Source organism: Agrobacterium sp. ST15.16.024 (assembly GCF_027956545.1).
Classification (GTDB): Bacteria; Pseudomonadota; Alphaproteobacteria; order Rhizobiales; family Rhizobiaceae; genus Agrobacterium; species Agrobacterium cucumeris.
Genome location: NZ_JAQKGO010000001.1, coordinates 526,395 through 539,334 on the forward strand (window position 1 = coordinate 526,395; position 12,940 = coordinate 539,334).

Genomic DNA, 12,940 nt, shown 5'->3' on the forward strand with positions numbered 1-12,940 from the left:
GTCTTGCGAAAGCCTTGATCGGCGATCATTACGCCGGTGGCCTTCGCATTGCTACGCCCGCATGACCTCAGTTGGCAAGAACCCGTTGCGACGGAAAGGTGATTTCCACCAGCGTGCCTTCATTCGGCGTCGAGGTGATGGAGAAATTTGCGCGGTTGGCATCCACCATCGCCTTAGTCAGTGGCAGGCCAAGCCCGGTGCCGTCGCCACGCACGCGCTTGCTGGATGATGCCACCTGCCGGAATGGCTTCATGGCCTGTTCCAGCTCCGCCCGCGTCATGCCGATGCCGGTGTCGCGGATGCGCAGCGAGACGCTGCCATTCGCCTCATAGGCCGTAGACACCACGATCTGGCCGCCGGAGGGCGTGAAGCGGATGGCGTTGGACAGGATGTTCAGCACGATCTGCTTGATCGAGCGCAGGTCGGCAACGATCTGCGGCACGGATTGCGACAGTGCGGTGCGGATGATGACACGCTGATTGTTGGCCTGCGGCTGCACCAGCGAGACGGCTTCGGCCACCGTCTCGTTCAGCGGCACGGCGATGAAATCCACATCCATCTGCCCGGCTTCGATCTTGGAAATGTCGAGCAGGTCATTGACGATATCGAGCACATGCCGGCCGGAACGGCCGATATCATTGGAATATTCTGCATAACGCGGATGGCCAATCGGCCCGAACCGTTCGGTCGCCATCATGTCGGCAAAGCCGATAATGGCGTTGAGCGGTGTGCGGATTTCATGGCTGACGCGAGCCAGGAAATCGGTCTTGTGGGCATTGGCGGTTTCCGCCGCGCGCTTGGCGTTGCGGAGTTCCTCTTCCGTGCGCTTCCACTGGGTGATGTCGCGAATGACGGCGCAATAGCCATGCGAGGATTTAAGCCGCCCGATGGTCATGAACAGCGGCAGGAACCCGCCGGATGCTTCGCGGCCGATCACCTCGCGGCCATCATTCAACACGCTGGCCACACCGTTATTGGCAAGGCCGGAGAGATAATCCAGCACGGCGCGCTGGCTCTCATGCGCAAACAGGGTGACGAAGGGTTTGCCGGCGATTTCGCCATTGTCATAGTTGAACAGCGCGCTGGCGGAACGGTTGAGCGAGCGGATTTCACCGCTGTCTCCCAGCAATACCACGCCGTCCGTGGCGGTTTCCAGAATGGAATGCAGTTCCTCGACTTCGCCCTGCAGCACGGAAACGCTGCCGGCTTCTGCACCCGCTGTCGCTGCCGTATTTTCGTTGGCCGCTGCAACAGGTGTCTGTTTTTCCTCCAGCGGAACCAGCGACAGCATCAGTGCCTTGGTTTCTTCCCAGCGGATGGACTGTAACCGCGCCTTGACCGGAATGATGTCGTTTTCGGCACTGACCACGACCATGCCACCCTCATTGTCAGGCATCTCGTCCAGCTCCTGCCGCTGCAGCAGCGCTTCCAGCCCGCCCACGTCCTGAAGCTCCTCAAGCGAGGTGTAGCCCGTCAGCCGCAGGAAATCCGGGTTGGCGTGGATCAGCCTGTCGCCGGCATGGACAAGAAGCGCCACCGGCATCTGATCCAGCGTCTCGGCCGTCAGTACGCCGGCGGGGCGAGGGGGAGGGCTGACCATCGCAGCGGCAATATCCGCCGTCGGCTGCAGGTCCGTTGCGGTGTCTTCCTTTTCGCCGGTGTCTATTTCAGTCGCCGGCGTGGGGGCAGCCGCCGGCCGTTCACCGCGAACATAATCGGCGAAAAGGTCGTCCTCTTCCGCCATTTCGGTTGCCTTGGCAGCCTCTTGAAGGTTCTGCGTTTCGTCCGCCGGGATTTCCGGGGCGATGTCTTCGCGGCTATTCTGTGGAACCGGCTCGGCGGAATGCACCTCTTCGTCCGCAAGCGCGTCGATGGGTGCAAGTGTCCGGCCGATTTCCCGGAAGGCGGCCTGTTCGCCTGCGGTCAGACCCTCGCGGGAGCGTGAGCGGCGCTCTTCCAGATGAACGACCTTGTCGGAATAGGAAGGCTCGGTGTCCGAAGCGGGTGCCGGTGCTGGCGCTTCGAATTCCGCCGGGCTGTCATCAGGATGCTGGTCTTGGTCCGTCACCTCGCCGGTGGTGTCGCCAGATTCGGTCGGGGTCTCATCGTCTCCGGCGGAAACGGCTTCGTCTTCGGCAACGTCATCCTCATCGATAAACGCCAGCAATTCGTGGCTTTCATCCTCGGCATCCGGTTGTGGCGAAGTCTCGGCCGGAAAAACCTCTTCCCCTTCCAGGAAGGTCAGGCCGGTGGCATGCGGATCTTGCGCGGCGTCGGCAAGCCGCACGATGCCGAAACCACGGAAACCGTCGAATTCGCGCGAGCGCGTATAGGTGGGCAGGGCGGCGAGGTCGATCGGCACCATCAGGGAGGTGCCTTCCACCGGCCAATAGATCGTCTTGCCCGACCATGTGTCGCGACGACCGAGTAGTTCGCGAATCTTGCCATCCGGATCAAGGTTAAAAAGTGCGGCCACATCGGCAAAGCCCATGCCCTCGACAGCCGCCGCCTTGGCACCGACAGCTTCTGCGAATTCATGCGAAATCGAGCTGAAGCGTCCTTCCGCATCGATTTTCCAGACGAAACGGGAGGCGCGGGCACCCGCATTAAAAACAAAAGCCGGTGCTGCGTCTGCGGCTTCCGTTTCCGCCGGAATCTCCTTTGCCGCCTGCGCGGCGGTCTGCGCAGTCAAGGTTTCGGTGATCTCTTCCGCTGGTACGCTTTCAGCGTCTGCAAATGTCTCTTCAGCATGGTCGTAACCGGCGGCGCGGTCGTTTACCGGCACCTCTGCCTCATCCGCATCGAGTTCGAAGAGATCGGCAATATCGTCGGTCATGGCCTCACGCGCGGCGGCATCGGCATCTTTGACAGGGATTTCCAGCGCGGCCTCGGCCTGCTCTTCTGCCGGCAAGGGAAGGGCGTCCAGTTCCTGTTCCGTCACAATCTCGTCTTCGCCATCGGTGGACAGTTCCGGCACCTCCTCCACATCCTCGATACCGGCAACGGCATCCAGCACGGAATCAAAGGAGGCTGCTGCTGCGACAACAGGTGCGGCCTCCGCAACTGGCAAATCTGGCTGAACGGCAGCCGGGGCTTCCTGCGGCTTGTCTTCAGCAAACCCATTGACAGGATCGAGCGTACCAAGCGCGGTCTCGACCACGAACATCAGGTTGAGTTCGGGCGACGCCGTGATCTGGCCGGTAGCCGCCGGCAGATAACCCTTGCCTGTTGGCACGGGACGCTTGACGAGATGGCCGGACTGGCCCGCGGCCATGCGCACCAGCGTCCTTGCCGTATGCGGCGTAATACCCAGTGACGAGAAGCGCGGCGAAGCAGCGATAATCTCGTTTTCGCCATTCAGAACCGCCATATGAATATCGGGGTCGTCAAAACCTTCGATCATGCGCCGGGCGCATTCCGCCGTGTCAGGTGCGGTCTGATCGGTAAGGGCGGAAAACAGTATTGCGGGCTGGCCCGGTTCTGCTTCAATGATTTCCGCCCTGGCGGTCACGGCAATGCTGCGGAAACCGGCATTGATGCGAATGGTAAACGGCAGGCTGTCGCCCGCCCGGGAAAGCCGCGCCGCCGTTGCCGCCAGCTGCCGGAAGGTCACATCCTGCCGCTTCGGCCCCTGTTCCAGAAAATCGTAAACCATCGGCGTGCCGAACAAAGCCGCACCCCGGCCGTTGGCCCAAAGGGCGCTCTGAAGGTCGAGCGAGAACAAAGCCATCGCCTCGCCGCGCCCGAAACCTTCACGCACCCGTTCATGCACTGCTATATCGATAAAGGGATACTGGACGGCGGGCATGTCGAAACCTATTCTGGCACTACCGGACCTTACGGGCTTTTCAGCCTCCTCATGAAGCTGAAAGGTAAACCCGCTATGGCACCACGTTAACAGAATTTTAAATAACTTCACAGGCCGGCGGGGTCCACCATCCGGCGGATGAATCGCCAAACAGAGTTAACATGAACAGGCCCCGCCTTCGCCCGTTATCCGTCGCGGCGCAATGAAAGCGCTTGCCTTTCGATGCCTTTTTTCGCAAAATTCACGGAGGCACTTGCAAATGGGGGAAACACCTTTTATGTCACCCCCCGTGACGCCGCTTCGGCGTTTCATGTGCGGTTGTAGCTCAGTTGGTTAGAGCGCAGGTTTGTGGCACCTGAGGTCGGTGGTTCGACCCCACTCAACCGTACCATTCCCTTCTCCCGATAAGTTCAAATGCTACAAGGACTTACCGGGAGATGGGAGTAATTCTTCTCCCAGTCTGATATCCCGGTTTTGAAAGTCGCCGAAAATAATCACGGCGATTGTGGCCGTCCGTGCCCGCCTTTTTTGTCGCATGTGAACCCTTGCCGTTTTCGGTTCGGGAAAAACCATTTGGCTAAAATCTCTTGCGCTGGTATTGTCTGCCCAACGAAACCTTATGAAAGCCAGCAGCATAGCGTCTTCGCTTGTGCGCGGCGAAATGGACAAGACAGTGATCGACCCCGGAAACGGCCCAAAGCCGTCGGACCAAGGGGCATCGGTGGCGAACAAAGGGAAAGCGAAGCGATCCCGTCGTGGCAAGAAACACAAGCGTGACGGGAAGCCCCGTGACGCCGCTGTGCTGTCGCATGATGTTGCCGCGGATGTTCCGGCCGGTTCTCCCTACGTGTCGGCTCTCGAGCCGGATGCCGAACCGCGCAAGAGAAAGCGCCGGCGGCGTTCTCGCGGCAAAGGCACGTCCTCCCAGCAGAGTGTGCCTGCATCTGGTGAGCAGGCGCAGGCTCCAATTGTAACGGACGCCACCAATTCATCCTCAGCACCGCCCGGTGGTGTTCGCAAATCGCGCAACCGCAAGCGGGCTCACCGCGATCCGCGTGGTCGCGATCCGCAGGGCCGCCCGCTGGTTCCTTCCCAGGCACCGCGACATGTCGGCAAGCAGAACGGGCGCGCTAACGGGGCTTCCCAGGAGCCGCACCGCCAGCAACTGGATTCCGCACGTCAGGCGAGTCGCCAGCATGAGCACGGCCAGGACACGCCGGCGGATATGTATGCGGCGCTCGATCTCGGCACCAATAATTGCCGCCTGCTGATCGCGCAGCCCACACGTCCCGGCCAGTTCCGGGTCGTCGATGCCTTTTCGCGCATCGTCCGGCTGGGCGAGGGGCTGGTGTCCAGCGGCCGGCTTTCCGATGACGCGATGGATCGCGCCGTCGAGGCTCTGAAGGTCTGCTCGGCGAAACTTTCCGGCCGCCCGATAAGGCGCATGCGGCTGATCGCCACCGAAGCCTGCCGTGCCGCCTCCAATGGCGAGGAGTTTTTGGCGCGTGTTACGCGGGAAACGGGGCTGAAACTCGAAATCATCAGCCGCGAGACGGAAGCCCGGCTTGCGGTTTCTGGCTGCGCCTCGCTTGTCGGGCGGGAAGCGCGCTCCGTTGTGCTGTTCGATATCGGCGGCGGATCTTCGGAAATCGCCGTCATCAAGGTCGGTGAAAACCGCTCGAACCGGCTTGCTAACCACATCACCCACTGGACCTCGCTTCCGGTCGGCGTCGTCACGCTCTCGGAACGCCACGGCGGCCGTGATGTGACGCCCGATGTCTTTGCCGCCATGGTGCGGGAGGTCGAAGGGCTGCTGGATGCGTTCCATTGCCCGCCACTGGCGCCGCATTTGCACCACGAGGATTTCCACCTGATCGGAACATCCGGCACGGTGACGACGCTTGCGGGTGTCCATCTCGATCTGCCGCGCTATGATCGCCGCAAGGTGGATGGCCTCTGGCTGTCCGACGCCGAGGTGACCGCGATGCAGGATAAGTTGCTCGCATGGGATTTTGCCGGCCGCGCCGCCAATGCCTGCATCGGTCCTGACAGGGCCGATCTGGTTCTGGCGGGTTGCGCCATTCTTGAGGCCATTCGCCGCCGCTGGCCGTCACGCCGCATGCGGGTGGCAGATCGTGGCCTGCGCGAAGGGCTTTTGACGGATATGATGGCGGATGACGGCGCATGGCGGCGTAACCGCATAAGGCGCATGCAGATGGTACGGCAGGACAGAACGGAAGGTTTGACATGAGCAAGGCGCCGACAAGCACCAATCGTACCGGCCGAAAGATCGGCCAGAAGGTCAAGAAGACCAAGCTCAAGGCCTCGTCGCGCCGCTGGCTGGAGCGTCATATCAATGACCCCTATGTGCAGCGTGCGAAGCTTGAAGGTTATCGCGCCCGCGCCGCCTTCAAGCTTTTGGAAATCAACGACAAGCACCAGATTCTGAAAGGTGCGACCCGCATCATCGACCTTGGCGCCGCACCCGGAAGCTGGTCGCAGATCGCCTCCAAGGTGACCGATTCCACCGAGGACGATATTCGCGTCGCGGCCATCGATTTCCTCGAAATCGATCCTATCCCCGGCGTGAAGATCCTGCAGCTCGACTTCCTCGACCCGACCGCACCGGACCAGCTGATGGAAGCCGTCGGCGGCACGCCCGATCTTGTCTTGTCGGATATGGCGGCGCCAACCACGGGCCACCAGAAGACCGACCACATCCGCACCATGCATCTGTGCGAAGTCGCAGCCGATTTTGCCGTTCAGGTGTTGGCAGAAGGCGGCCATTTCCTGGCCAAGACCTTCCAGGGCGGCACCGAAAAGGCGCTGCTGGACATGCTGAAAAAGAACTTCAAGCAGGTCCTGCATATCAAGCCTGCCTCGTCACGCTCGGAATCGGTCGAGATGTTCCTGCTTGCCAAGCACTTCAAGGGCCGCAAGAACGAGACCACTGTCGATGCGGACGCGCAAGAGGCTGCCGAAGACTGATCACTCCGCCGGTTGCGAAACCTTGCCGCGGTGGCCGGATACGGCCGCGCCTGCCTGTGCGTCCATGCGGATGATCGGCACGACGGCAAACAGCGACACCAGCGCCACGATGGTGAAGGCGATGTGGAAATCGGCAAGTTGCAGATGCGTGCCGGACATCATGCTGCTGACTTCCAGAATGGAGGCGGCGAAAGCCACGCCCAGCGCCAGGCTGATCTGTTGCAGCACCGAGGCCATCGAGGTTGCCTGGCTGGCCTGACTGTCCTCGATATCGGAATAGCTGAGCGCGTTCGATCCGGTGAAGAAGAACGACCGGGCAAATCCTGCGGTGACCAGAAAGATCATGATCAGCGGGTAGGGCGTATCAGGCGTGAAGAAGCTGTTGGCAAGCGTCGTGCAGGCGCCGACAATGCCGGCCCCGATCAGCGTTGACTTGAACCCGGTTGCCGCAAACACCCGCTTGGCCATGAATTTCGTGGTGATCGCGCCAATCGCACCGGCAAAGGTGATCATGCCCGACTGGAACGGATTGAGTCCGAAGCCGATCTGCAACATCAGCGGCATCAGGAAGGGAATGGCGCCCGTTGAAATACGGAAGATTGTGCCGCCGACGGAAGCCGCCCGGAACGTCGCATTCTGAAAAATGCGGAAATCCAGAATTGGGGCGGGATGGCGCGCGGCGTGGCGCATGTAAAGAAATCCGCAGATGAAACCGATGATCGTCGAGGCGATACCGATGCTCGGCGGCAGGGCCGGAAGGCTGACCACCGACACACCGAACACCACGCCCGAGGCGGCGATGCCTGACAGCACGAACCCCTTGCCGTCCATCGGCGGCGGGTTGGTGGTCTCGATTTCCGGCAGGAAGATGGTCGAGAGCCAGATGCCGATGATGCCGATCGGCACGTTGATCAGGAAAATCCAGTGCCATGAAAAATAGGTGGTGATGAAGCCGCCAATCGGCGGGCCGGTGAGCGGCCCGACAAGCCCCGGTATCGTCAGCAACGCCATGGCGGAAACGAGTTCACTACGCTTGGTCGTGCGCAGCAGCACGAGGCGCCCGACAGGCGTCATCATCGCCCCGCCCATGCCCTGCAGGAACCGCGAGACGACGAATTCGAACACCGAAGACGAAACCGCGCAACAGATTGACCCGACGACAAAAACGCCGATGGCGAAACGGAAGATTTTCTTCGCGCCGTATTTGTCGGCCATCCAGCCGCTGATGGGAATGAAGATCGCCAGTGCCACCATATAGGCCGTCAGCGCCAGCTTGAGCGTGATCGGTCCGACATTGAGATCTTTCGCAATCGCCGGAAGCGAGGTGGCGATGACGGTGGAGTCCATCTGCTCCATAAAGAGAGCGACTGCCAGGATGAGGGGGATGATGCGGTTCATGGGGCTGCCTGCGGCTTTCCGCTGCGACAAAGGTGTCGCTTGTTCCTCCTACGCCTGATGGGGCCGCTTGCCAACATGTTAATTGTCTATTTCTAACGCTCCGATCAAACCTGCGTGAGGCCGGTTTTCTTGAAACTTTCTCGCTCTATTGTCCGTTGGGTGAGTTCAGTTGGTGATAACGGCCAGTTGGCGAAATCGGAGACAAGATGATGACCCAATCCTTGAGCATGAGCAGACGCGGCCTCATCGGTGCGGCCGGCGCAACCGTCCTCGGCGCGCCGCTGTTGATGGCGCGCACCGCAACGGCCCAGACCAACCAGCCACAGACCTCCATGGAGATAAAACACGCCATGCCGCCGGAAACCAACCGCTTCAAGCTCGGCAATTTCGAGGTGCTCGTCGTGAAGGACGGCGCGCGCGCCGCACCCAATCCGGGCGAGACCTTCGGCACCGACCAGTCGGCGGAGACGGTCGGCAAATTGCTGGAAGACAATTTTCTGCCGAAGGAACAATTCGTCAATTCCTTCTCGCCGGTTCTCGTCAATACCGGCTCAGACCTTGTGTTGTTCGACACCGGCTTCGGCGAGGCCGGCCGTGGCGCCGGCAATGGCCGCCTGATCGAAGGCATGGCAGCGGCAGGTTATACGCCTGAAGATGTGACCGTGGTGGTGCTGACCCATATGCATGGCGACCACATCGGCGGGTTAATGGAAAAGGGCGCGCCGGCCTTTTCAAAGGCGCGTTACGTGGTCGGCCAGGCGGAATATGATTTCTGGACGGATGAGAAGCGGGTCGGCACGCCTGCCGAGAGTGGGCACAAGGGCGTTATCGCCAACGTCAAGCCGCTGGCGGAAAAAACAACCTTCATCAGTGACGGCGACAATGTGGTGTCCGGCATCACCGGCATTGCGGCCTTCGGCCATTCGCCGGGGCACATGATCTTCCGTATCGAATCGGAAGGCAGGCCGCTGATCCTGACGGCGGATACCGCCAACCACTTCGTCCTGTCGCTGCAAAGGCCGGACTGGGAGGTGAAGTTCGACATGGACAAGGCAGCGGCCGCCGCAACCCGCAAGAAGGTCTATGACATGATCGCCACTGACCGGTTGCCTTTCCTCGGCTATCACATGCCTTTCCCGTCCGTTGGCTATGCGGAAAAGCTGGATACGGGTTACCGTTTCGTGCCGAAATCCTACCAGTTCGACATCTAATGCATGTCGCGCAAAAGTGTTAAACGGTTTTGCGATAACGACATGCATAAAAACAAGCAGTTAAAGCGCTTCTTGTGGAGCAGGAATCCACACGACGCGCTTTAATATCTGCTGCAATGCAGCAACAGAGAAAGCCCGGAAGGTTATTCCGGGTTTTTTCTATTCCCTTCCTGTCATGAACGTGTTACCAGCCCTCGCCAACTTCCAAGCAATCCTTGCAGGGCGCCGGGGTGAACTTTTCGTTCCGGAACGGCCACGCATTTTCAGTATGAAGGAATTTGGTCATGGCACGCATCATTCAAACACCCACTGGTTTGGACGCTCTCACATTTGACGATGTGTTGCTGCAGCCCGGGCATTCCGAAGTCATGCCGGGGCAGACGAATATCGCCACCCGCATCGCCCGTGATATCGATCTCAACCTGCCGATCCTGTCTTCCGCCATGGATACGGTCACCGAAGGCCGTCTCGCCATCGCCATGGCCCAGGCCGGCGGCATCGGCGTCATCCATCGCAACCTGACCCCCATCGAACAGGCCGAAGAAGTCCGGCAGGTGAAGAAGTTCGAAAGCGGCATGGTCGTCAACCCGGTCACGATCGGCCCGGATGCGACGCTTGCCGAAGCACAAGCCTTGATGAAGGCGCACGGCATTTCCGGCATTCCGGTGGTTGAAAACGGCGGTGCCGGCGGCCACAAGAACGGCCGCCTCGTCGGCATTCTGACCAACCGCGACGTGCGGTTTGCCTCTGATCCGCAGCAGAAAATCTATGAGCTGATGACCCGCGAAAACCTGGTCACGGTCAAGGAAAGCAGCGTCGATCAGCAGGAAGCGCGCCGGCTCCTGCACAAGCACCGCATCGAAAAGCTGCTGGTTGTAGACCCCAAGGGCAATTGCGTCGGCCTCATCACCGTCAAGGATATCGAGAAGTCGCAGCTGAACCCCAACGCCACCAAGGATGCGCAGGGCCGCCTTCGTGCCGCCGCCGCCATCAGCGTTGGTGCCGATGCCATCGAGCGCGCCGAGCGCCTCATCGATGCCGGCGTCGACCTTCTGGTCGTTGACACAGCACATGGCCATTCGCAGCGCGTGCTGGATGCCGTCTCGCAGGTCAAGAAGATGTCGAACTCGGTTCGCATCATCGCCGGCAATGTCGCCACCGCCGATGGCACCAAGGCGCTGATCGATGCCGGCGCGGACGCCGTCAAGGTCGGTATCGGCCCCGGTTCCATCTGCACGACGCGCATCGTCGCCGGTGTCGGCGTGCCGCAGCTGGCGGCCGTCATGGCTTCGGTGGAAGCGGCCAACGCTGCCGATATTCCCGTGATCGCCGATGGCGGCATCAAGTTCTCGGGCGATCTGGCCAAGGCCATCGCCGCCGGTGCTTCCGCCGTCATGATCGGCTCGCTGCTCGCCGGCACGGATGAAAGCCCGGGCGAAGTGTTCCTCTATCAGGGCCGTTCCTTCAAGGCCTATCGCGGCATGGGCTCCGTTGGCGCCATGGCCCGCGGTTCGGCTGACCGTTATTTCCAGGCGGAAGTGCGCGATACGCTGAAGCTCGTGCCTGAAGGCATCGAAGGTCAGGTACCGTACAAGGGTCCGGTCTCCGGCGTTCTGCACCAGCTGGCCGGTGGCCTCAAGGCCGCCATGGGTTATGTCGGCGGCAGCACCATCAAGGAATTTCAGGAGCGCGCCACCTTTGTGCGCATTTCCAGCGCGGGCTTACGTGAAAGCCACGCCCATGACGTGACGATCACTCGCGAAAGCCCGAACTATCCCGGCGCGGTTTGATCTTTCGAACCGAATCCGTAAAAAGATAGACTGAGTATTTGGCGCTCCCCGATTCCAGCCGGATCGGGGAGCGTTTTCACGATTGGGAGAGAAAGCATGTCACCAACGACCGCAATGTTCTGGCCGATGATCGCCCATGTCTTTCTCGTTTTCTGGCTCTATGGCCTGCTGATCGTTCGGCGCAACAAATACACCTTCAAGGATCGCGAATCGGCGATCAAGCTGCGCGACCGGGGCGAAGAGGCGCGCGAGAGCTATCTGGTGAACCGCAACATCGCCAACCAGTTCGAACTGCCTGTCCTGTTCCACATCGCCTGCCTGCTGCTTTACATCACCGATGCGGACAATATCGTCACCATCCTGCTGGCCTGGCTGTTCGTGCTTTCGCGCTACGCCCATTCCTATGTTCATGTCACCAGCAACCGCCTGCGTCAGCGCGGAGCATTGTTCGGCATCGGCTTTGCGCTTGTGGTCTGCCTGTGGGGCTGGCTCGCCATCTGGTTGGCTCTGGAGTGAAACAGCATCGTCAGGTTGCTCCATAAGTGAGACAGTCGACGCCTCCAAAATAAGCCGATTTGCGATGGGTCAATTCCATGAGGCCCCATCCCCGCTAATCTCTGCCCGCCGTCGAGGATTTCAGGCGAGCAGAGATTGAGGAGTATGTCATGGCGAAAACAATGAAGGCAGCCGTCGTCCGCGCGTTTGGGAAACCGCTGACCATCGAGGAAGTGGCGATACCGGATCCCGGCCCCGGTGAGATTCTCATCAACTACAAGGCGACGGGCGTTTGCCACACCGACCTGCACGCCGCAACGGGCGATTGGCCGGTCAAACCCAACCCGCCCTTCATTCCCGGCCATGAAGGTGCCGGTTATGTCGCAAAAATCGGCGCTGGCGTCACCGGCATCAAGGAAGGTGACCGCGCCGGCACGCCCTGGCTCTACACCGCCTGCGGCTGCTGCATCCCCTGCCGCACCGGCTGGGAAACCTTGTGCCCGAGCCAGAAGAATTCCGGTTATTCCGTTAATGGCAGCTTTGCCGAATATGGCCTTGCCGATCCGAAATTTGTCGGCCGCCTGCCGGATAATCTCGATTTTGGCCCGGCCGCACCCGTGCTTTGCGCCGGCGTCACCGTCTATAAGGGTCTGAAGGAAACCGAAGTCAGGCCCGGTGAATGGGTGGTCATTTCAGGCATTGGCGGCCTTGGTCACATGGCCGTGCAATATGCCAAGGCCATGGGCATGCATGTCGTTGCCGCTGATATTTTCGATGACAAGCTGGCGCTTGCGAAAAAACTCGGAGCCGATGTCACCGTCAACGGCCGTGCGCCTGACGCGGTGGAGCAGGTGCAGAAGGCAACCGGTGGTGTCCACGGCGCGCTGGTGACGGCGGTTTCGCCGAAGGCCATGGAGCAGGCTTATGGCTTCCTGCGCTCCAAGGGCACCATGGCGCTTGTCGGCTTGCCGCCGGGCTTCATCTCCATTCCGGTGTTCGACACGGTGCTGAAGCGCATCACGGTACGCGGCTCCATCGTCGGCACGCGGCAGGATCTGGAGGAGGCGCTGACCTTCGCCGGTGAAGGCAAGGTGGCCGCCCACTTCTCCTGGGACAAGCTGGAAAATATCAACGATATCTTCCATCGCATGGAAGAGGGCAAGATCGACGGCCGTATCGTCGTGGACCTCGCCGCCTGAGGCAAATGACAGGGCCTGCGGCGCTCACGCAAAAGTGTGGCGCCGCCGCCG

Annotated in this window: 8 protein-coding genes and 1 tRNA gene; 7 read left to right on the forward strand and 2 right to left on the reverse strand. The window is 60.7% G+C overall.

The window, feature by feature from the left end; all coding sequences use genetic code 11:
* Positions 1 to 67: 67 nt before the first annotated feature.
* Entirely contained in the window at positions 68 to 3,808 is a 3,741-nt protein-coding gene (locus tag PL640_RS02565) for an ATP-binding protein (protein ID WP_271360697.1), read from the reverse strand.
* Positions 3,809 to 4,122: 314 nt separating this feature from the next.
* Here PL640_RS02565 and PL640_RS02570 point away from each other — a divergent pair.
* From PL640_RS02570 to PL640_RS02580, 3 genes are all read left to right on the forward strand, one after another.
* Positions 4,123 to 4,199: transfer RNA gene (locus tag PL640_RS02570), tRNA-His, on the forward strand.
* 228 nt (positions 4,200 to 4,427) lie between these two features.
* Entirely contained in the window at positions 4,428 to 6,059 is a 1,632-nt protein-coding gene (locus tag PL640_RS02575) for a Ppx/GppA phosphatase family protein (protein WP_271360698.1), read from the forward strand.
* Positions 6,056 to 6,796 carry an RlmE family RNA methyltransferase gene (locus PL640_RS02580; RefSeq protein WP_271360699.1) on the forward strand — a complete coding sequence of 247 codons (741 nt, stop codon included), beginning with the start codon at positions 6,056 to 6,058 and terminating at the stop codon, positions 6,794 to 6,796. Before PL640_RS02575 ends, PL640_RS02580 begins: the two co-directional genes overlap by 4 nt.
* Here PL640_RS02580 and PL640_RS02585 read toward each other — a convergent pair whose 3' ends face one another.
* On the reverse strand, positions 6,797 to 8,194 hold the full coding sequence (locus PL640_RS02585) for an MDR family MFS transporter (RefSeq protein WP_142841204.1): 1,398 nt from the start codon (positions 8,192 to 8,194) through the stop codon (positions 6,797 to 6,799).
* A gap of 209 nt (positions 8,195 to 8,403) precedes the next feature.
* Here PL640_RS02585 and PL640_RS02590 point away from each other — a divergent pair, with 209 nt between their 5' ends.
* The 4 genes from PL640_RS02590 to adhP all read left to right on the forward strand — a co-directional run bounded on the left by PL640_RS02590 (position 8,404) and on the right by adhP (position 12,889).
* Positions 8,404 to 9,405, forward strand: coding sequence for an MBL fold metallo-hydrolase (locus PL640_RS02590; RefSeq protein WP_271360700.1), 1,002 nt, complete (start codon positions 8,404 to 8,406; stop codon positions 9,403 to 9,405).
* 284 nt (positions 9,406 to 9,689) lie between these two features.
* Complete coding sequence (gene guaB / locus PL640_RS02595; RefSeq protein ID WP_271360701.1) at positions 9,690 to 11,195, forward strand: IMP dehydrogenase; 1,506 nt, start codon at positions 9,690 to 9,692, stop codon at positions 11,193 to 11,195.
* A 114-nt stretch (positions 11,196 to 11,309) separates the two neighbouring features.
* Entirely contained in the window at positions 11,310 to 11,711 is a 402-nt protein-coding gene (locus tag PL640_RS02600) for an MAPEG family protein (protein WP_271361438.1), read from the forward strand.
* Positions 11,712 to 11,860: 149 nt separating this feature from the next.
* Entirely contained in the window at positions 11,861 to 12,889 is a 1,029-nt protein-coding gene (adhP, locus tag PL640_RS02605) for an alcohol dehydrogenase AdhP (protein WP_110755438.1), read from the forward strand.
* The last annotated feature ends 51 nt before the right edge of the window (positions 12,890 to 12,940 follow it).

What these genes read in the sequence shown, in the direction of transcription:
- PL640_RS02565 (WP_271360697.1), bottom strand. Translation starts at nt 3,808, where the DNA reads ATGCCCGCCGTCCAGTATCCCTTTATCGATATAGCAGTGCATGAACGG.
- PL640_RS02575 (WP_271360698.1), top strand. Translation starts at nt 4,428, where the DNA reads ATGAAAGCCAGCAGCATAGCGTCTTCGCTTGTGCGCGGCGAAATGGAC.
- PL640_RS02580 (WP_271360699.1), top strand. Translation starts at nt 6,056, where the DNA reads ATGAGCAAGGCGCCGACAAGCACCAATCGTACCGGCCGAAAGATCGGC.
- PL640_RS02585 (WP_142841204.1), bottom strand. Translation starts at nt 8,194, where the DNA reads ATGAACCGCATCATCCCCCTCATCCTGGCAGTCGCTCTCTTTATGGAG.
- PL640_RS02590 (WP_271360700.1), top strand. Translation starts at nt 8,404, where the DNA reads ATGACCCAATCCTTGAGCATGAGCAGACGCGGCCTCATCGGTGCGGCC.
- guaB (WP_271360701.1), top strand. Translation starts at nt 9,690, where the DNA reads ATGGCACGCATCATTCAAACACCCACTGGTTTGGACGCTCTCACATTT.
- PL640_RS02600 (WP_271361438.1), top strand. Translation starts at nt 11,310, where the DNA reads ATGTTCTGGCCGATGATCGCCCATGTCTTTCTCGTTTTCTGGCTCTAT.
- adhP (WP_110755438.1), top strand. Translation starts at nt 11,861, where the DNA reads ATGGCGAAAACAATGAAGGCAGCCGTCGTCCGCGCGTTTGGGAAACCG.